An 18939-nucleotide genomic window follows, 5' to 3' on the forward strand; every position below is an offset into this window, starting at 1 on the left:
GCCGGGTCATGAGAACTGCGGTGCGGGGCGGACTCTGGGTCATGTTCGGCCTGTTCTTCCTGTTCCCGCTGTATGCGATGGCCGACTTCTCCACCCGCAACCTGGTCGGCGGTGGACGCACGTGGGAGGCGTGGGCCCACCTGGTGACCGACGAGGCGCTCTACCGGTCGATCGTGGTGTCGCTGCTGCTCGCGGTGTTCACCGTCGCGGCGATGCTGGTGCTGCTGGTGCCGACCATGATCTGGGTGCGGCTGCGCGCGCCGTGGGCGAAGGGGCTCGTGGAGTTCCTGTGCCTGCTGCCGCTGACGATCCCGGCGCTGGTGATCGTCGTCGGGCTGCGCAACGTCTACCTGTGGGTGGTGTACTTCTTCGGCGAGTCGGCACTGACGCTGACGTTCGTCTACATCGTGGTGGTGCTGCCCTTCGCGTACCGCGCGCTCGACGCGGCACTGTCGTCGATCGATCTCCAGACGCTCACCGAGGCCGCCCGATCCCTCGGCGCGGGCTGGCTGACCACCATGACCCGGGTGGTGGTCCCGAACATCTGGTCGGGGATCCTGTCGGCGGCGTTCATCTCGATCGCGGTGGTGCTCGGCGAGTTCACCATCGCGTCGCTGTCCGGTTACGAGACGCTTCAGGTGCAGATCGTGCTGATCGGCAAGAGTGATGGCCCGACCTCGGTGGCGGCCTCGCTGGCGACGCTGCTGTTCGGATTCGCGCTGCTGCTGATCCTGTCCCTGCTCACCCGGGGGCGCCGACGAGCGCTTGCGCGAGGAGCTGACAATCGGGGCGGCAATACCCCAGGAGTGACCGTATGACGCAAGGCGTGGCCGTCGAACTGACCGAGCTGACCCGGGTGTACGGCGCCACCAGGGCGCTGGACGGGCTGACGCTGCACATCGAACCGGGCGAGCTGGTCGCGCTGCTCGGGCCGTCCGGGTGCGGTAAGACCACCGCGCTGCGCATCCTGGCCGGGCTCGACGAGGCCACCTCCGGCACGGTGTCGGTGGGCGGTGCCGACGTCAGCCGGGTGCCGGCCAACAAACGCGATATGGGAAATGGTGTTCCAGGCCTACAGCCTGTTCCCGCACCTGACGGTGCTCGACAACGTCGCATTCGGTCTGAAGATGCGCGGGAAAGGCAAGCGGGACAGGCTGTCCCGGGCCGCCGAGATGCTCGAGCTGGTCGGACTCGGGGCGCTGGGCGACCGCTACGCCAAGGAGCTCTCCGGTGGCCAGCAGCAGCGGGTGGCGCTGGCCCGCGCGTTGGCGATCCAGCCGCGGGTGCTGTTACTCGACGAACCGCTGTCCGCGCTCGACGCGAAGGTGCGCACCCAGCTGCGCGAGGAGATCCGCCGGGTGCAACTCGAAGTCGGCATCACGACACTGTTCGTCACCCACGACCAGGAGGAGGCGCTGGCCGTCGCCGACCGGGTCGGGGTGATGAACCAGGGCAGGCTCGAACAGCTCGCCGCGCCCGCAGACCTGTATGCGAATCCGGCGACACCGTTCGTCGCCGACTTCGTGGGCCTGAACAACAAGGTTGCCGCCACGGTGTCCGGCGGAACCGCGGCGCTGCTGGGTGTCTCGGTGCCCGCGCTGCCGGGCTCGGTGGACGGGGGCGGAGTCGCGATGGTGCGGCCGGAGTCGATCACCGTGACCGCCGATCCGGCCGGGGCGGCGATGGTCAGCTCGGTGTCGTTCCTCGGCGCGATCTCACGGGTCAACGTCGCACTGCCCGACGGCGCCACGGTCAGCGCTCAGATGGCCAGTTCGGCGGCGCGGGGGTTGGCGCCCGGTGACCCGGTGCGGATCGGTCTCGACGCCGACGGCGTGCTGGTCACACGTCGGGCCTAGACGTCGGCGACCGGTTCGATGCCCAGGTCGCGGTAGCTGACCAGCGCGTGGAACGGGATGCCGCGCTTGGCGAATCGTGCGGTCGCGATGTCGCCGCGGTCGACCATCGGGATCACCCCGGTGACGACGACCCCGAGCGGGGCGATGCGTTCCAGCGCGAGCTCGGTGGACCCGCCGGTGCTGATCACATCGTCGACCAGCAGCACTCTGGTGCCCGGCTGCAGGCGGGTGCCTTCGACCCACTGCTCGCGGCCGCGCTTCTTCTGTTCCTTGCGCACCGAGAACCACGCCGCGCCGGTCACCATCGCGACACCGTGCGCGAGCGGGTCGGCGCCCATGGTCAGCCCGCCGACGGCGTCGAACTCGATGCCCTCGGCGGCGGCCAGTTCGGCGACGGCCTCGGAGACGATCCGCAGCCGCTCACCGGTGTCGACGGCGTACTTGCCGTCGATGTAGTCATGGCTGAGCTGGCCGCTGGCCAGTCTGAACGGCTCTTCGCGGCGTTCGTGTCCGCGTGTGCGGATCAGGTCGAAGGCGGCTTGCCAGGTCTGCGAGCGGTCGGACACGGGGGTCATCGTAGGGCACGTCGCGCCAGCTCGACCGCGGCCGAACGGAGCTCGTCGATCGACGCCAGCGGGGCCGCATAACCGATGCGGGTGTAGGCCACCCCGCGGTCCGTCGTGACACGCAGGTCCAGGCCGTAGCGGTCGGCCCCGGTGCACGTCGCCGAGGTGGTGTCGGGGTAGCCGCCGAGGGTGCGGGCCATCGCGGCCAACGATTCGGCGTGGTCGTCGTTCAGATGCGCGATCGCGCCCGCGGCTCGCGGCGTCACCGGGTCCGGTTCGGCCGCCGTGTACGCCTCGCCGCTGGTGGAGTCCATCCGGCCGTAGCCGCCGACCCAGCGCACCCGCGAGACCCGCAGCACCCACAGCGTGAAGTCGCTGTAGTCGATGTAGTACTTCGCCGCCGGGACCGCGGCCAGGTGCGCCTCGCGCGCGGCGTCGCGCTCTGGGCCTGCCGGGGCCTCGACCCGGCCCGCCAGCGTGATCCGGGCGTTGGCCAGCGGATCGGCGTCGGTCGCCGGGGCCACGATCGCGATGCTCGCACGGGGATCGCCGGCCAGATTGCGGCCGTGTTCGGCCAGGTTGGACACACACAGCACCGGTGCGCCGCCGAGCAGACCGTATGTCACGAACGACGCCCAGGGATCGCCGTCGGACGTCAACGTGGCCAGCGTGCCGCTGTTCGTCGACGCCGCGATGGTGCGGGCCTCTTCGGCCGCCGACGGGCGGACGGGGTTGGCGGGTTCGGTCAGCGGCGGCGGAATCGTCGGGGCATCACCCGGGTCGCCGTGATCGCGGGTCTGTCCTGCGGTGGCCACGTCGGCACCCTATCCCGGGTCGGCGATTCGCAACGCCCCTCACCGGGTTGTGCACATGTGCGACAATTTGGTCAATTCTCGTCGCGAGACAGATCTCTGGAGTGGGTGCACGATGGCCGGTGCGGAGCTTCGCCGCCTCGCGATGGCCGGTGCTCTCTCCTCGACACTGATCTTCGGGGGCGTCTTCGGGGGCATCGCCGCGGTCGCGCCCGCGTGGGCCCAGCCCGGTGACACCGGCGGATCGAGTCAGGATCCCGGAACCACGGGCGGGGGCAGCACGGACGGCTCCGGGGCGGGCTCCGAGACCGGCACCGGCGATTCCGGTGACACCGGGTCGACGCCGAACGAGACCAGCGAACCCGACGAACCGGCCGCCCCGTCCGACGACGCCGTGATCGAGGACGTCGACCCGGTGGAGCCCGAGGTCGTCCCGGAACCGGATCCCGAGCCCGAAGAGGTCGTGACCCCGCCGACCACCCGCGGCCGCAGCTCGGCGGTGCCCGAGCCGACGCCGCCGGCGCGGACGATCCCGAACTCACAGATCTACAGCCACTCGATCACGCTGCCGTGGATCCGGTTGCCGAGCCCCGGGGAGATCCCGCCCGGCACCTGGCCGTCGGTGTCGAACTTCTATACCACCTGGACGATCCCGGTGCCGACACTCGGGGAGTACCTGCGGGCGTTGCGCATCATGCGCAACCCGGCACCCGCGCCGGGACCGACGTTCCGGACCCAGGAGGACGGCCCGCCCGTGGCGGACGCGTTCAGCGGCACCACCACCGGCGGCGATGGCGGCGGCGGTCCCGTGGTGACCGAACCTGTCGTGCTGCGGGCGCCGCTGGTGACCGTGCCTCGGGCCACCACCGTCGCGGGCCGGCCCACGCACCTGCCGGCCCGTGTCCCGGCCGATCCGGCGGTGGCCCCCGCGTTCGCCCCGCCCGGGATGGCCGGTGTGCGGACCCCGGCGATCCGCGGTTCGGTCGCACCCACGCCCGGCACCACCGCACCGCTTCAGGCCACTCCCGCCGGGGTCGGGCCGTCGCCGCGGGTCGGCACGCTCGCGCGCGGCGTGACCAATCCGACCGTCGGTGAGATCGCCGCCGTCGCGCTGCCCGGGGTCGCCGGCCTGCTGTTCCTGACCGTCAGCGGAGGGATGATCGGCTATCGGCAGGCCAACAGCGCCCGGTATGTCCGCACCGCGGGCGCCGAGCGGTTCCTGGCCTGATTGCTATTGCGCATGCCTGGGTAGGTTCCACTGCATGACGCTGGCCTACGGCGAATGGATCATTCACCGGCGCTGGTACGCCGGCCGCAGTCGCGAACTCGCCTCGGCCGAACCGGCTGTCGTGACACCGCTGGGTGACGACCTCGAACACGTGCTGCTCGACGTCACCTACACCGACGGGTTCACCGAGCGCTATCAGGTGTTCGTGCACTGGGAGGACGGCCCGGCCGGCGGCTATGGCTCGGCGGGCGGCTATCACGACGCCGCGCTGATCGGCACCGGCGCGAACGGGCGCATCGGCTACGACGCGCTGTTCAACCCGGCGGCGGCCGGCCGGCTGCTGGCGCTGATCGACTCGTCGGCGACCGTCGGCGCGCTGACGTTCAGCAGGGAACCGGGCGCCGCGCTGCCCGTCGGCGCGCCGGCCAAGGTCTCGGGTGCCGAGCAGAGCAACACCAGCGTGATCTTCGGAAAAGACGCGATGCTCAAGGTGTTTCGCCGTGTCACCCCGGGGGTGAACCCCGACATCGAACTCAACCGGGTGCTCGCCAGGGCGGGCAACCCGCACGTCGCGACGCTGCTCGGGTCGTTCGAGACGACGTGGGCCGGGCCGGGGTCGCCGCCGTGTGCGCTCGGCATGGTCGCCGCGTTCGCCGCCAACAGCGCCGAGGGCTGGGACATGGCCACCGCCAGCGCCCGCGATCTGTTCGCCAACGAGGTCGGCGGCGATTTCGCCGACGAGTCCCACCGCCTCGGCGAGGCCGTCGCCTCGGTGCACCGGACGCTGGCCGATGCGCTGGGCACCTCCCTCGGGCAGTTCCCGGTCGACACGGTGCTGCAGCGTCTGGAGTCCGCCGTGCAGGCCGCACCGGATCTGAGCCCGTACGCCGCGGCCGTCGAGGAACGGATCCGGCGCCTCGCCGGCCGGCAGATCACCGTGCACCGGGTCCACGGCGACCTGCATCTGGGCCAGGTGCTGCGTACCCCCGAGAACTGGTTGCTGATCGACTTCGAGGGCGAACCGGGGCAACCGCTGGAGGAGAGGCGGCGTCCCGATTCACCGCTGCGCGACGTCGCCGGCGTGCTGCGGTCGTTCGAGTACGCGGCCTACCAGAAGGTGGTCGACGACGGAGGCGACGCCGGGATGGCCGAGCGTGCGCGGGCGTGGGTGGACCGCAATGCGAGAGCGTTCTGCGACGGCTACGCGGCGATCGCCGGCGCCGACCCGCGGCAGTCCGGAGATGTGCTCGCCGCCTACGAACTGGACAAGGCCGTCTACGAGGCGGCCTATGAGGCACGCTTCCGGCCGTCCTGGCTGCCGATCCCGATGCGCTCGATCCAGCGCATCCTGGGCTGAGGGTTGCCGGGCCGTCACCGCACCAGCCTGCGCAGCAGCGCCGAGGCCACCACCACACCGAGTACCGCCGCCAGCGCCAGCACGGCGATGTCGAGCAGACCGTTGGCCGGGGTGCCGATGAGCAGCCCGCGCAGCGCGTTGACCTCATAGGACAGCGGGTTCACCGCCGACAGCCAGCGCAGCCACTGCGGCATCACGTCCACCGGGTAGAGCGCGTTGGACGCGAAGAACAGCGGCATCGTGATCGCCTGACCGATCCCCATCAACCGGTCCCGGTTGCGGACCAGTCCGGCCAGCGCCATCGACAGGCACGCGAAGAACGCCGACCCGAGCACCACCACACCCATCGCGGCCAGGATCTTGAGCGGATTGCCGGTCAGCTGTACGCCGAGCACGAAGGCCAGCGCCACCACACCGATCACCTGCACCACCGAACGCACCCCGGCCGCGAACGCCTTGCCGGTCACGATGGCCGACGCCGGTGCGGGTGTCACCATCAACTTGGCCAGGATCCCGGCGTCGCGGTCCCACACGATCTGGATGCCGTAGAAGATCGAGATGAACAGCGCGGACTGGGCGATGATGCCCGGTGCCAGGAACGCCAGGTATGGGACGTCGCCGGTGTCGATGACGTCGAGGCGGCTGAACGTCTGGCCGAAGATCAGCAACCACAGAGCGGGCTGGACCATGCGGGTGACCAACTCGGTGCGGTCGTGGCGCAGTTTCTGCAGCTCCACCAGCGCGAACGCGGCGATACGCACCGCGGTGCCGCGGATCCGGCGCCATCCGCGCGGCGCCAGGACCAGCTCGACCCGGGGCCTTGGCTCAACTGACACGGCGCGCCGTCCTGCGGCTCGCGCGGACCGCGCGGAAACCGTCCCTGGCCTCCCCGGTCAGTGCGGAGCCGGCATAGTGCCGGAACACGTCCTCCAGCGTCGCCTCGGTCCCCTCCGCGGCGATCTCGCGTTTGAGCTCGGCCGGGCTGCCCACCACCTGCAGCCGGCCCCGGTCCATCAGCGCCACCCGGTCGCACAGCACGTCGGCCTCCTCCATGTAGTGGGTGGTCAGCAGCACCGTCATGCCGAACTCGGCCTGCATGCCGCGCACCTGGTTCCAGACGCCCTCGCGCGCGATCGGATCCAGGCCGACCGTCGGCTCGTCGAGCAGCAGCAGCGACGGCTTGTTGACCAGTGCCTGCGCCAACTCCAGACGCCGGACCATGCCACCGGAGTACGACCCGGCGGGCACGTCGGCGACGTCGAGCAACTGCATCGCGTCCAGCGCGTCGGCCACGCGCTGTCTGCGCACCGCACGCGGCACGTCGTAGAGCCGGGCGAACAGCTCGACGTTCTGCCTGCCCGTGAGCGCAGACTCGATCGAAAGCTGTTGCGGCACATAGCCGATGTTGTGCCGAATATCCATGGTGCGCTTGCGGGAGTCCATCCCGAAGATCGAAACCCGGCCGTGCTGAGCCGGGGTCAGGGTGGTCAGCACCCGCACCACGGTGGTCTTGCCCGCGCCGTTGGGGCCCAGCAGGCCCATGGTCTCGCCGGCACGCACCTGCAGGGTCAGATCGTCGACGGCGGTGAAATCGCCGTAGCGGTGCGTCAGGTTGCGGCAGTCGATCGCCAGGTCGGTCCCAGCGTTGTCTGTGTCTGCGGTCACGGGGTCTCCTGTTGCAGCATCCTCGTCAGGTGGGTCAGCACGGCCAGCCCGCGCGCACCGAGATCCCGGAGTGGCGGCCGACCAGCCGCATCAGCTCGACCTGGGACTGGGTCAGCCCGATCCCGTCGAAGCCCGGGCGGGGGGTGCGCCGGCGAGATCGGTGGTGGATTCCATCCCCGCCACACTACCTTTGTCACAGAGGCTTCTGAGCTGGCAACCGTGGCCGCCCAGGCAGGTCGCCGCCGCTCTTCGGCTCCTGCACCCGGCCCGCCCGGCCGGTGGCGGCCACGGTTGCTACAGCGATGTCAAGTTAACACAACGTTACGCCGACAGGGGGTAGACTCGCCCGCGTAAGCGCGGTGGCGCACAACAGGTTTCAGGGGGTCGCGGGGGGTCAGGGGTTCTGGGCCGCCCGGAGCACCAGCACGGCACGCGCGTCCACCGTGACCGACGTTTCGGCGTCGAGCTGCTCCTGGGTCTCGACCGCCTCGGGTGCGGCCGTCGAGATCACCGGAACCCACGACGGCGCGAACTCCTTCGGCGGCAACGTGAACTCTATCGGCTCGTGGTGGGCATTGAAACACAACAGGAACGAGTCATCGACGACCCGCTGGCCCCGCGCGTCCATGTCCGGGATGCCCTGTCCGTTCAGGAACACCGTCAGCGACTTCGCGAAGCCGACGCCCCAGTCCTCGCCGGTCATCTCCGCACCGTCTGGGGTGAACCACGCGATGTCGGGGTTGCCGGACTCACCGCGCCTGCCGACCGGCTTACCGGTGAAGAACCGGCGGCGACGGAACACCGGGTGCTCGGCGCGCAGCTGCGACACCGTCCTGGCGAACTTCAGCAGTTCGTCGTCGACGTTGGCCCAGTCGATCCAGGTGATCTCGTTGTCCTGGCAGTAACCGTTGTTGTTGCCGCCCTGGGTGCGTCCGAGTTCGTCCCCGTGGCAGATCATCGGAACACCCTGGGACAGAAGCAGAGTGGTCAGGAAGTTGCGCTCCTGTTTGGCGCGCAGCGCGAGGATCTCCTCGTCGTCGGTCGGCCCCTCCGCGCCGCAGTTCCAGGACCGGTTGTGGCTCTCGCCGTCGTTGTTGTCCTCGCCGTTGGCCTCGTTGTGCTTCTCGTTGTAGGACACCAGATCCCGCAGCGTGAAGCCGTCATGGGCGATCACGAAGTTGATCGACGCCACCGGTCTGCGCGCGGTGTGCTCGTAGAGATCCGACGAACCGGTGAGCCGGTAGGCGAACTCATCGAGGCTGGCGCCCTCGCCGCGCCAGAAGTCGCGCACCGTGTCGCGGTACTTGCCGTTCCACTCCGTCCACTGTGGCGGGAAGTTGCCGACCTGGTAGCCGCCGGGGCCGACGTCCCACGGCTCGGCGATCAGCTTGACCTGGCTGACGGTCGGATCCTGCTGCACGAGTTCGAAGAACGTCGCGAGCCGGTCGACGTCGTAGAACTCGCGGGCCAGCGTCGAGGCGAGGTCGAAGCGGAACCCGTCGACGTGCATCTCGGTGACCCAGTAGCGCAGTGAGTCCATGATCAGTTGCAGCGAATGCGGGTGCCGCACGTTGAAGCTGTTGCCGGTGCCCGTGTAATCCATGTAGTACCGCTTGTCGTCGTCGACGAGCTGGTAGTACGCCGCGTTGTCGATGCCGCGCATCGACAGCGTCGGCCCCATATGGTTGCCCTCGGCGGTGTGGTTGTAGACCACGTCGAGGATCACCTCGATGCCCGCCTCGTGCAGCGCGCGCACCATCGCCTTGAACTCCTGCACCTGCCCGCCCGGATTCGGGTTCGAGCTGTACTTGGAGTCCGGCGCGAAGAACCCGATGGTGTTGTAGCCCCAGTAGTTCGACAGGCCCTTGTCGATCAGCGTCGAGTCGTTGGCGAAGTGGTGCACCGGCATCAGCTCGATCGCGTTGACGCCGAGCGAGACCAGATGGTCGATGATCGCCGGGTGCGCCACCGCGGCGTAGGTGCCGCGCATCTGCTCGGGGATGTCCGGGTGGGTCTGGGTCAGTCCCTTGACGTGCGCCTCGTAGATCACGGTGTCGGCGTACTCGTGACCCGGCGGACGGTCCACCCCCCAGTCGAAGTACGGGTTGACGACCACCGACTTCGGCATGCTGGCCGCCGAGTCGTCGTCGTTGCGGCTGTCCGGGTCGCCGAAGTTGTAGGAGAACAGTGACTGGTTCCACTCGAAGTTGCCGTCGATGGCCTTCGAGTACGGATCCAGCAGCAGTTTGTTCGGGTTGCAGCGGTGCCCGTTCTCCGGTTCGTACGGTCCGTAGACGCGATAGCCGTACCGCTGGCCGGGTTCGATGTTCGGGATGAAACCGTGCCAGACGAAGCCGTCGACCTCGGGCAGCTTCACCCGGGTCTCGGTCCCGTCATCGCTGAACAGGCACAACTCGACCTTCTCGGCGACCTCGCTGAACAACGCGAAGTTGGTGCCGTAGCCGTCGTAGGTGGCTCCCAACGGGTAGGCCTTACCTGGCCATAGTTCGTACGTGGTGGTGGGTGAGGTGACGGTGGTCACTGGGAAGCACCTTCCTGTCGATCTGGGCGCGCACGCTCAACTGCCCGTTTACGGGGCGGCGCAAACCCTGCTCAGCCGAGGACCTCGACACCTGCCCTGCTCAGCGCGGTCACCGCCTCGGCGGTGGTGTCCGCGGACACACCCGCGGTCAGCGCGAGCAGCACCCTGGTGGCGAAACCGGCGGCGGCCGCATCGGCCGCGGTGGCCTTCACGCAGTAGTCGGTGGCGATGCCGACCACGTCGACGGTGTCGACCCCGCGGGCGCGCAGCCAGTCGGCCAGCGTGGTGCCGTCCTCGGCGGTGCCCTCGAATCCGCTGTAGGCCGCCGAGTAGTGCCCTTTGTGGAACACCTCCTCGATCGCCGCGGTGTCGAGGTCGGGGTGGAACTGCGCGCCGGCGGTCTCGGCGACGCAGTGCACCGGCCAGGAGTCGACGTAGTCAGGATGGTCCGAGAAGTGGGAACCGGGATCTATGTGAAAGTCCTTGGTGGCCACCACATGCCGGTAACCGTCGGGCTCGCCGTCACCGCCGCCGGTGAGCAACGCGCTGATCCCGCGCGCCACGGCCGCTCCGCCGGTGACCGCCAGTGAGCCACCTTCGCAGAAGTCGTTCTGCACGTCGACGATGACGAGAGCTCGGTTCGGCGCCGAAGGGGTCACCCCTTCACGGTATCGTCGCCGCGCTCCATTCGCAGGTGGGTGGTCAACAGCAGGTGGTCGAACGTGGAACGGGGTGGCAGCGTCTCGTCGTACTCGAGTTGGGCGTAGTCGCGCACCAACTGCTCGGCGAGCAGCCGGAGTTTGACGTTGGTCTCCTGGGAACGCCAGCGCAGCAACTCGAACGCGGTGTCGTCGTCGACCCGGTAGATCAGCATCAGCATGCCTTTGACCTGTTCGATGACGGCGCGGTTCTCGGTGATCTCGGCCAGTGTCGCCGAGATCACCGCTTTGGTCTGGGTGTCGCTGGGAGTCATGTCGACGCAGAACCCGCGCGTGCCGATCGTGCGACCCGCATCGTCGAGGAGTTTGTCGGCGATGATCACGATCTCGTGGGTCTCACCGCGGGTGTCGACGATCCGGTGCCGCATCGAATAGGCGCGTTCTTCGACGTCGGTGTGCCGGACCTGGTCGATGATCCCGGCCACCTCCACGCGGTCGTTGGGATGGCGGTGGGAGAGCACCAGCTCCGTGGTCGGCGTGACGGTGCCCGGCTCGTAACCGTGCAGGATCGCCACCTCGTCGGACCATTCCCAGCGTTCGTCGGCGAAGTAGAAGCGGAACCAGCCGACGCGTTGCGGCGTGCCTCCGGTGAGCGCCCGCTCAACTGGGTTCCCGCCTGCCATCGTGCCGACCTTAACGTCTTCCACCGCGGCTCTCATCCGCCGAAGAGTAGGTACAGACCGGTGAACGTGTAGCCGACCATGACCAGCATCATCGCCAGCTGTCCGGTCAGCTGGTGCTGCCGGGGCAGCACGGTGAGCGCCCTGTCGTGGGCGGCGATCACCCCGGCGACATGCCCGAGCAGCACGAATCCGACTTTCAGCGTGGCCAGCAGCGTGGGATGCATCGACAGGACGTAGACGACGTCGGCGTCGACGCGCAGCAGCCGGTAGACGGTTTGCTGACCGCGCTCGACGAGGTAGGTCAGATAGTGGGCAAAGACGTACCCCAGCACGATCGGGATCAGCGAGTGGGCGAGTAGTCCCGGCAGTTCCCGCCGGGTGCGGGCGTCCACACCTCCCGTGCACCTGGCGGCGAGGCTGAACGTCAGCGCGACGACACCGACGAACAACAGCAACCCGGCGGTGCGCAGCCCGGTCGCGGCGAGCGCCGAGTCGGTGACGTCGTCGACGAACCGGCGCATCTGCGGCATCGCGGAGAAGCTGTCGAACGCCGTGGACCCCAGCAGCACCGACAGCACCGCGACCACGCCAGGGCGCACCGGCAGCGTGAGCAGCCGGTTGAACGGGTTGCCGAACGCGATCCTGCCGTCTGGGTTGCGCCCGAGTGGCGAAAAGCGGGACGCGACAACGCTGTACACCTCGAACGGGTCGGCGTTCGCGTTCCATCGCGGACCACACCACAGCGTGCCGGCCAGCGTCACCGCGAGGTAGACCAGCAGCCAGGTGCGGATCGCCGACAGCGAACCGGGATCGGGGCTGGCCAGCTCCAGCCAGACGAAGGCGAACAAACCCGCTGCGGCGGGCCAGTATCCGAGCTTCTCGGGGTACCGGCCGCCGAGCGTGCGCCCGCCGAGGAAGCGGTGCGCCGCCCGCGCGGGGGACAGCACCCGCCACACCGGGCCGATCGCCAGCGACAACGCCACCACGCCGACCCAGATCAGCACGTAGAACACGCCGGGCAGCGGGTTCTCCGCGTTCTGCGGTCCACGGAACGCCGCGATGGCGACCCAGCCGGTGAGCAGCAGCGCCGCGGCGGCCAGAACCCAGCGGGTGGCCGGTGCGTCGACCGCGCGCGTCACCCACCCCGGGAGTGCGCGCCCGGGCCGTTCGGCGTCGAACTTCGGTGTGCGCCAGGCGAACGCGACGAGTGCGAAGGTGAACGTCAGCGTCCACGCGGCGCCGATCAGCGCATACGTGTACGGGATCGGGAGATCTGTCGAGCCGCCGAGACCGTGGGCCAGGGTGTGGACGGTCACTGTAGTTGGATGTTCACTGCACTTGGATTGTCGCGATCGTGGTGTGTGCCTCGTGCAACTCGACGTCGACGCGGCCCGGCACGGTCACGCTGAACTCGAAGGACTGCTGCGGGCCGACGCCGATCGGAAAACTGTGCTCCGGAGTGGAGTGCACGTGCAGCTCGTCCGGCGCATCACTGTCCACCCGGACCACGATCGGCTCGTTGAGCCCGGCCCGCAGCTGTTCGTTGGTCGGGGTGACCTTCCCGCGCTTGATCGTCACGTCGATGACGAGCTGCTCGGGCGCCGGCTCCGCTGCCGAGGTGGGCGTCTGCTGCTCGGCGGTACCGGTGGCGGATTGGTTTGCGCCGTCTCCGGATTCGGTGGATCCGGCGCAGCCGGCGAGTAGCAGGGCCGCCGCCGCTGCGGCGAGGAGTCGTGTCGGTGTCGTGCTCACGGTTTCCTGTCTTCGTCGGATCGGCGCCGGTTCTTGGCGGCGATGTACACGATCACCCCCGCGATCACGAACGCGGGTGCGAACGCGGGCACCGCGATCCAGATCGGGTGGTCGGCGAGGACCACGACCTCGGGGGCGGGCGTCATGCCTGCGCCGAGGGCTCGAACTCGGCTTCGCTGCCGGACGGCTCACTGTTGGCCAGACGGCCACCGCCCCAGGCGATCCCGGCGATCATCGCCAGCGAGCACACCAGCACCACCAGGCAACCGATCAGCCACAGCGCGGCCGGGATGTCGGGGCTGCGTTCGCGCTGCAGGATGGTGATCTCCGAGACGAACGGCCGGGTGAACTCGGGCTCGGCGGGCACCTCCTCGGCGCCGATACCGGGATCGCCGTGCAGGTAGATCGGGACCGCGGTGAGCGTGGACCCGTCGTGGACACGCAGCAGCGTCTTCCAGGTGCCCGACACCGGCATCGGTTGGGTGGAGCGGAAGTGCCCGGGCCCGACCTGCTCCAGATGGTCGATGAACTGTCCCCGGCCGTTGGGCAGGCCGCCCTGCCAGCCCAGCACCGACACCCAGTTCGGGTTGTCGCCGATCACGTCGGGCGGGTTGAGCCGGACGTCGGCGGTGACGTACCGCTCCCCGTTCACCGGCGGTGCCTCAGTCAGGGTGAACGACGCGGTGGCGTTCTGCGGGGTGTCGTAGCGCAGACCGTTGGCGGCCGCGCCGGCGATGGCGACGACCGTCAGCGCCACCAGGCCGATCCCGACCGCGCGGCGGGGCAGCCGCTGACCCGTCAGCACCATCCCGACCAGCGCGCCGCAGCCGCCGGTCAGGACCGCCACCGGCACCGCCATCCCGAGGGCCTCGGGCCAGATGCTGGTCTGCCACGGATAGGCGTACACGGCGTTGATCCACAGCGATTCCAGGAACAGCCCGACGGTTCCGATACCGAGGCCGGAGACCAGGCCGAACAGCACCGGGCGTTTCAGCAGCGGGGTCAGGGCGACGAGTTCGACGACCAGCGCGGCCCCCAGATACAGCGGGAACCAGTTGATCGGGGCCTCGAGCAGCGGCCCGACCAGGACCGCCATGATGCCGCGCAGCCCGATCGCGATGAGCGCCGCGATCAGGGCGGCGCCGCGGCCCATGAAGATCCGCGCGGCGACGAGCGCCAGCGCGGCGGCCGCGGCGATCAGCATCGGCTGGAACACCTGGCGGAACTGCGGGACACCGAAGTCGAACTCGATCTGGTAGACCGACGCCCCGATCAGCACCCCCGCGAAGGCCAGGTACTGCACGAACTTCAGGCCCAGCCCGTCGCGCGGAGTCTCGCCGGTGCTGGCCTTGCGGCCCTCGTACTCCAGGTACAGCGCGGCCAGGGTGGAGAAGCCGGCGCCGCCGATCATCATCAGGTGCGTCGGGCCCCACAGCGTGACGTCCTGACCGAAGATGCGGTGCCAGATGTCGTCGAGCGGGAAGCCCAGCAGGGCGTACACACCGCAGCCGGCCATCACGATGCCGCCGACCGGCGCGTACCAGTCGTCGGTGATCCGGACCGCGGCCGTCCCCGGGCGTTCGTAGGGCAGCACCATCGCGGTGCAGCCGGCGACGAAGATGCCGAACAGGCCGATCAGGATGAAGTAGTGCGCCGGATTGGCCAGCGCCCCGTCGTCGCGGCCGTTGCCGATGTGCAGGCTGACATCCCAGATGAAGCCGAACAGCGCGCAGATGATCGACGAGATGAACAACGCGATCGGCAGCGCGACCCACGGCGGGCGCTTGAACCGGCGGCCGGACCACTCGGCCAGGCTCGCCAGCCAGGTGATCTTGCGGCTGCGGTGCATCCAGCCGATCCACAGCAGCACGACGGCCACGACGGCGCCGACGGCGCTGAGCGCGATGATCTCACCTATCGCGGCGCCGCCGCCCTCGTCGCCCGCCGGCTGCGCCAGCAGCGTCTCCGCTTGCAGAGAGAGCTCCATCGTCATCCCCATCCCCCGCGCGTTTCGGTGATCTTACTCGTCGGTAATATTGCCAGAGGTACCCGAGGTGAAACCAGGGGTACCGGGTTCTTTTGTAACCCCGGCCACAATTTCGCAAACTGTCGTCGTGTGCTGCGCATGTCATCGCCCCGGTGGCCGCAGGAACTTCATCGCCATCCGCATGACCGGCGCGGGCACGCGGTCCTTCATCGTCAGCGCGCCGGCCCCGGCCCGGGTGCGCGCCGGGGTGCCGCGGCCGAGGTAGCGGTTGAACGGGCCCCCGGTCGGCTCCAGGTCGACGTGCAGCGGCGGCTTTCCGTCGGCGGCGCCCAGGGCGTTCGAGATCACGATGCGCTGGATCTCGCTGGTGCCCTCGAAGATCGTGTAGAGCTTCGCATCGCGGTACCACTTTTCGACCGGGTGGTCCTTGATGTAGCCGTAGCCGCCCATGGTCTGGATGGCGCGTTCGGTGGTCCGCACCGCCAGCTCGCTGGCGGCGAGCTTCGACATCGACCCCTCGCCGCGTTCGAACGGGACGCCGGTCGCGGCCATCCACGACGCCCGCCAGGTCAGCAGCCGGGCGGCGTCGAGCCCGGTGGCCAGATCGGCCAGCGGAAACGCGATGCCCTGGTTGTCGATGATCGGTGCGCCGAAAGCCTCCCGGCGGTTGGCGTACTCGGTGACGTACTCCAGTGCCGCCCTGGCGATTCCGAGCGCTTGCGCGGCGACCATCGGCCGGGTCTGTTCGAACGTGCCCAGCGTCGCCGAGCCGGAGTGCCTGCCGCCCTCGACGGCCTCCCGGGCGCGGGCGAGCTTGTAGTCGAGCTTCTCCTGGCCTCCGAGTAGGTGATCACCCGGGATCCGCACCGAGTTGAACTTCAGCTCCGCGGTGTGTGACGCGCGGCAGCCCAGCTTGTCGAGCTTGCGCACCATGTCCAGGCCCGGCGTGCCGCCGGGCACCACGAACAGTGCCTGACCCTTGTGGCCGAGTTCCTGGTCGACGACGGCATTGACCACGTGCACGTTGGCGATACCGCCGTTGCCGATCCACATCTTGTGGCCGTCGATGATCCAGTCGTCGCCATCGCGGCGAGCGGTGGTGCGCAGGTTGCGGACGTCGCTGCCGCCCTCGGGTTCGGAGATGGCCAGCGCGGCGAGCTTGAGGTCGCCCGGCGTGCCGAAACATTCGGGCGCCCACTGCAGCATCTGCTCCGGCGACGCCGCCTGTCCGATCGCCGACAGTGCCAGGGCCGGCATCACGATGGCCAGGCCGATGCCGGCGCATCCCCAGAACAGCTCCTCCATGAACATCGGCAGCGACAGCCCGGTCGGGTCGCCGATCAGGTCGCGGTAGAACAGCGGACTGTAGAAGCCCCGGCGGGCGGCCTCCTCGAGGACCGGCCACGGGAACTCCTGCCGCTGGTCGTAGTCGGCGGCCACCGGACGGATGACCTCTTCGGCGAACTCGTGGGTGCGGCGGGCCAGGTCGTGCTGGGCGGCAGTGGGTGTGATGTCGAACGTCATGAGAACCCCCGGGGTTGAGTGCACATGTGTTCACTCTTACCCAGTCCGGTTCTGGACTACTCCGCGCGCGCCACCCGATCGGCGACAGCCTAGGACGGGGCGGGGCGCGGCTGCGGCTGCACGGCGGGCGCCGACCACACCGGGGCCGCTCTGAGGCTGGCCAGGGCCAGACTGCTGAGCGCCATCAGCACCATGGTCAGGACCAGGAAGTTGGTGTAACCGCCGAAGTGGTCGGCGGTGGCGCCCGCGGCCAGTGGGCCGAACGCGGTGCCCAGCGACAGCGCGGCCACCAGCCCGCCGAACAGCCCGCCGAAGTTGCGCAGCCCGAAGTAGCGCGACGCGAGGTAGGCAATCACGTCGACCTCGGCGCCGAGGGTCAGACCGAACAGGGCCGCGGCCACCGTCTGGCTGACCGGGCTGCTGCCGTCGATGAGCAGCGCCGCGCAGCCGAGGATCGGCACCAGGTATGCGCACGCGCCGACGATCCGGCCGGGGAACCGGTCGAGCAACAGACCCACCCCGAGCCGCCCGGCGATGGAGAAGACGCCGACCAGCGCGGCGGTGCCCGCCGCGGCGAGGGGATCGGCGCCGGCGTCGCGCAGGATCGGGACCAGGTGCACGACGATGCCCAGCGTGGTGAACGCGAACAGGCCGGCCGCGATCAGGAGCTTGTAGAACGTCGGTGAGCGCAGACCCTCGCCGAGCGTCAGGCCGGGAAGGTCCGCCTGGGTTTCCGGAGCCCGGGGTGCCGGCGCCGGGAGTTCTTGCGCTGCGGGTTTCAGGGCCTCCTTGTCGTCCTGCGCGCCGCGGAAGAAGAACAGGACCGCGATCAGGACCAGCGCGCCCCACAGCGTGCCGAGACTGAAGAACGCTCCGCGCCAACCCCATTCACCGATCAGCAAGGTGGCCAACGGTGGGAACACCGCGGCCGCCAGCGATCCACCCGACAGCGTCACCGCGAACGCGAGGCCCCGGGAGGATTCGAACCGCGTCGCGACCGCCGACGTCCAGACCGTGGTCTGCACCCAGAACGCCGCGAATGCCAGCAGCGACCACAGCAGGATCCAGTTCGTCATGGAACCCGTCGCGGTGCCCAGCAGCGCGAAGGTCGCGGCCATCAGGACGACCCCGGTCAGCCCGACCCGGCGCGGGCCCAGCCGGTCCACCGCGAGGCCGATCGGTAGCGCGGCCACCGCGGCGGCCATGCCCACGATCGTCAGCCCGGCCGAGGTCTCGGCGCGGCTCCACCCGAACGTCTCCTGCAACGGCGCCATGAACGCGCCGAGCGAGTACACGTGGATCACGCCCATCGAGTAGCCGAGACCCGCGGCCACCGGGACCGGGCCGTAGCGCCGCCACTCCGTGATCGCCGTGCTGTCGGTGTTCGCCACCGGACCTTCCATGCTGAGCGAGTGCTCAGGAGTCTATCGGCGCACCCGCCTCCGCAATGCGGCGTTGGGCTTCCCCGACCGAGATGCGCAACCGCCGGGCGAGCACGTCGGCCCACGGTGCGCCCGCCAGTTCGACGGGTGGCGGGGCGGACACCATCCGCGCGAGCAGCCGGCGCTGGGTCACGGCCAGCTGTTTGGTGACCGCGTCGAGTCGGACCAGCAGGGCGCGCTGGTCGACGGGTTGCAGGGTCTGGAACGGCAGCGCGGCGAGCGCGCGGTGGGCGCGGTCCACGGCGTCGAGCGCCGCGGCGACTTCTTTCTTCGAACTCATGTTCGACAGCGTAGGGGCGGGGTCCGACATCGACGGATACGCTGGGGCGATGGCCCGAAAGTTCGCCACCGCCGAGACGGTCGCGCTGCCCGATCTGCTCGACTTCGTCCGGCCCCGGCATCGGATGGTGCTCACGACGTTCCGTTCCGACGGAACCCTGCAGAGTTCCCCGGTGACCGGCGGGGTGGACGGGCAGGGGCGCATCGTCGTCGCGACCTATCCGCAGCGCGCGAAGGTGGCCAACATCCGGCGCCATCCCCAGGCCTGCGTGGTCGTGCTCTCCGACGAGTTCGACGGACCCTATGTCCAGGTCGACGGGGACGCCGAGGTCGTCGACCTGCCCGATGCGGTCGAACCCCTCGTCGAGTACTTCCGGGTCATCGCCGGCGAGCACCCGGACTGGGACGAGTACCGGCAGGCGATGCGCGATCAGAACAAGTGCCTGATCAGGATCACCCCGCGGCGGTGGGGGCCGGTTGCGACCGGAGGTTTCCCGCCCGCCTGACGCGGGGCCCGCGTGGAGGCCGGGCAGGACGGCGCAGCGCGATTGTGGTAGTCAGAGCAAGCAGGCGCATTGCGTCAGCTA

18 protein-coding genes and 1 pseudogene are annotated in these 18939 nt (G+C 69.5%); 5 read left to right on the forward strand and 14 right to left on the reverse strand.

Going from position 1 to position 18939, the window contains the following annotated elements; all coding sequences use genetic code 11:
• The first annotated feature begins 8 nt into the window (after nucleotides 1-8).
• Together NTM_RS08230 and NTM_RS29125 are read left to right on the forward strand one after the other, a co-directional pair.
• Nucleotides 9-818 carry an ABC transporter permease gene (locus NTM_RS08230; protein ID WP_163766014.1) on the forward strand — a complete coding sequence of 270 codons (810 nt, stop codon included), beginning with the start codon at nucleotides 9-11 and terminating at the stop codon, nucleotides 816-818.
• Nucleotides 815-1856: pseudogene (locus NTM_RS29125) on the forward strand (ABC transporter ATP-binding protein). The gene NTM_RS08230 and the pseudogene NTM_RS29125 overlap by 4 nt, the downstream one beginning before the upstream one ends.
• On the opposite strand, the gene NTM_RS08240 reads toward NTM_RS29125, so the two are convergent.
• Complete coding sequence (locus NTM_RS08240) at nucleotides 1853-2431, reverse strand: orotate phosphoribosyltransferase (RefSeq protein WP_104865146.1); 579 nt, start codon at nucleotides 2429-2431, stop codon at nucleotides 1853-1855. The pseudogene NTM_RS29125 and the gene NTM_RS08240 overlap by 4 nt on opposite strands.
• Nucleotides 2428-3237: a HugZ family pyridoxamine 5'-phosphate oxidase gene (locus tag NTM_RS08245; RefSeq protein WP_163766015.1), complete on the reverse strand. Its 810-nt coding sequence runs from the start codon at nucleotides 3235-3237 to the stop codon at nucleotides 2428-2430. The genes NTM_RS08240 and NTM_RS08245 overlap by 4 nt, the downstream gene beginning before the upstream one ends.
• Before the next feature lie 112 nt (nucleotides 3238-3349).
• On the opposite strand from NTM_RS08245, the gene NTM_RS08250 reads away from it, so the two are divergent.
• A complete protein-coding gene (locus NTM_RS08250; protein WP_163766016.1) occupies nucleotides 3350-4462 on the forward strand; it encodes a hypothetical protein in 1113 nt (370 codons plus the stop codon).
• 34 nt (nucleotides 4463-4496) lie between these two features.
• Nucleotides 4497-5819, forward strand: a complete 1323-nt coding sequence (locus tag NTM_RS08255; protein WP_163766017.1) for a maltokinase N-terminal cap-like domain-containing protein — start codon at nucleotides 4497-4499, stop codon at nucleotides 5817-5819.
• Nucleotides 5820-5833: 14 nt separating this feature from the next.
• Here the strand turns inward: NTM_RS08255 and NTM_RS08260 are convergent, their stop codons facing one another.
• The 12 genes from NTM_RS08260 to NTM_RS08315 all read right to left on the reverse strand — a co-directional run bounded on the left by NTM_RS08260 (nucleotide 5834) and on the right by NTM_RS08315 (nucleotide 18353).
• The gene (locus NTM_RS08260; protein WP_435405123.1) at nucleotides 5834-6625 is read right to left on the reverse strand and encodes an ABC transporter permease; all 792 of its coding nucleotides are present in this window, start codon (nucleotides 6623-6625) and stop codon (nucleotides 5834-5836) included.
• Nucleotides 6626-6644: 19 nt separating this feature from the next.
• Nucleotides 6645-7484, reverse strand: coding sequence for an ATP-binding cassette domain-containing protein (locus NTM_RS08265; RefSeq protein ID WP_104865151.1), 840 nt, complete (start codon nucleotides 7482-7484; stop codon nucleotides 6645-6647).
• 394 nt (nucleotides 7485-7878) lie between these two features.
• Nucleotides 7879-10026, reverse strand: coding sequence for a glycogen debranching protein GlgX (gene glgX, locus NTM_RS08275; RefSeq protein WP_163766018.1), 2148 nt, complete (start codon nucleotides 10024-10026; stop codon nucleotides 7879-7881).
• Between the two features lie 71 nt (nucleotides 10027-10097).
• On the reverse strand, nucleotides 10098-10685 hold the full coding sequence (locus NTM_RS08280) for an isochorismatase family protein (protein ID WP_104865153.1): 588 nt from the start codon (nucleotides 10683-10685) through the stop codon (nucleotides 10098-10100).
• Nucleotides 10682-11368, reverse strand: coding sequence for an ANTAR domain-containing protein (locus NTM_RS08285; protein ID WP_163766019.1), 687 nt, complete (start codon nucleotides 11366-11368; stop codon nucleotides 10682-10684). The genes NTM_RS08280 and NTM_RS08285 overlap by 4 nt, the downstream gene beginning before the upstream one ends.
• Nucleotides 11369-11400: 32 nt before the next feature.
• Entirely contained in the window at nucleotides 11401-12684 is a 1284-nt protein-coding gene (locus NTM_RS08290; RefSeq protein WP_163766020.1) for a hypothetical protein, read from the reverse strand.
• Between the two features lie 13 nt (nucleotides 12685-12697).
• A complete protein-coding gene (locus tag NTM_RS08295) occupies nucleotides 12698-13120 on the reverse strand; it encodes a hypothetical protein (RefSeq protein ID WP_163766021.1) in 423 nt (140 codons plus the stop codon).
• Entirely contained in the window at nucleotides 13117-13266 is a 150-nt protein-coding gene (locus NTM_RS28515; RefSeq protein ID WP_170311971.1) for a hypothetical protein, read from the reverse strand. Before NTM_RS28515 ends, NTM_RS08295 begins: the two co-directional genes overlap by 4 nt.
• Nucleotides 13263-15107 carry a hypothetical protein gene (locus NTM_RS08300; protein WP_163766022.1) on the reverse strand — a complete coding sequence of 615 codons (1845 nt, stop codon included), beginning with the start codon at nucleotides 15105-15107 and terminating at the stop codon, nucleotides 13263-13265. Before NTM_RS08300 ends, NTM_RS28515 begins: the two co-directional genes overlap by 4 nt.
• A 141-nt stretch (nucleotides 15108-15248) precedes the next feature.
• A complete protein-coding gene (locus NTM_RS08305) occupies nucleotides 15249-16631 on the reverse strand; it encodes an acyl-CoA dehydrogenase family protein (RefSeq protein WP_163766023.1) in 1383 nt (460 codons plus the stop codon).
• 89 nt (nucleotides 16632-16720) lie between these two features.
• Nucleotides 16721-18022 carry an MFS transporter gene (locus tag NTM_RS08310; RefSeq protein WP_232079660.1) on the reverse strand — a complete coding sequence of 434 codons (1302 nt, stop codon included), beginning with the start codon at nucleotides 18020-18022 and terminating at the stop codon, nucleotides 16721-16723.
• A 25-nt stretch (nucleotides 18023-18047) separates the two neighbouring features.
• Entirely contained in the window at nucleotides 18048-18353 is a 306-nt protein-coding gene (locus tag NTM_RS08315; protein WP_104865158.1) for a DUF222 domain-containing protein, read from the reverse strand.
• A 49-nt stretch (nucleotides 18354-18402) separates the two neighbouring features.
• Between NTM_RS08315 and NTM_RS08320 the strand changes: the two genes are divergently transcribed.
• Nucleotides 18403-18858: a PPOX class F420-dependent oxidoreductase gene (locus NTM_RS08320; protein ID WP_104865231.1), complete on the forward strand. Its 456-nt coding sequence runs from the start codon at nucleotides 18403-18405 to the stop codon at nucleotides 18856-18858.
• Nucleotides 18859-18939: the final 81 nt, after the last annotated feature.

Source organism: Mycolicibacterium parafortuitum, assembly GCF_010725485.1.
Classification (GTDB): domain Bacteria; phylum Actinomycetota; class Actinomycetes; order Mycobacteriales; family Mycobacteriaceae; genus Mycobacterium.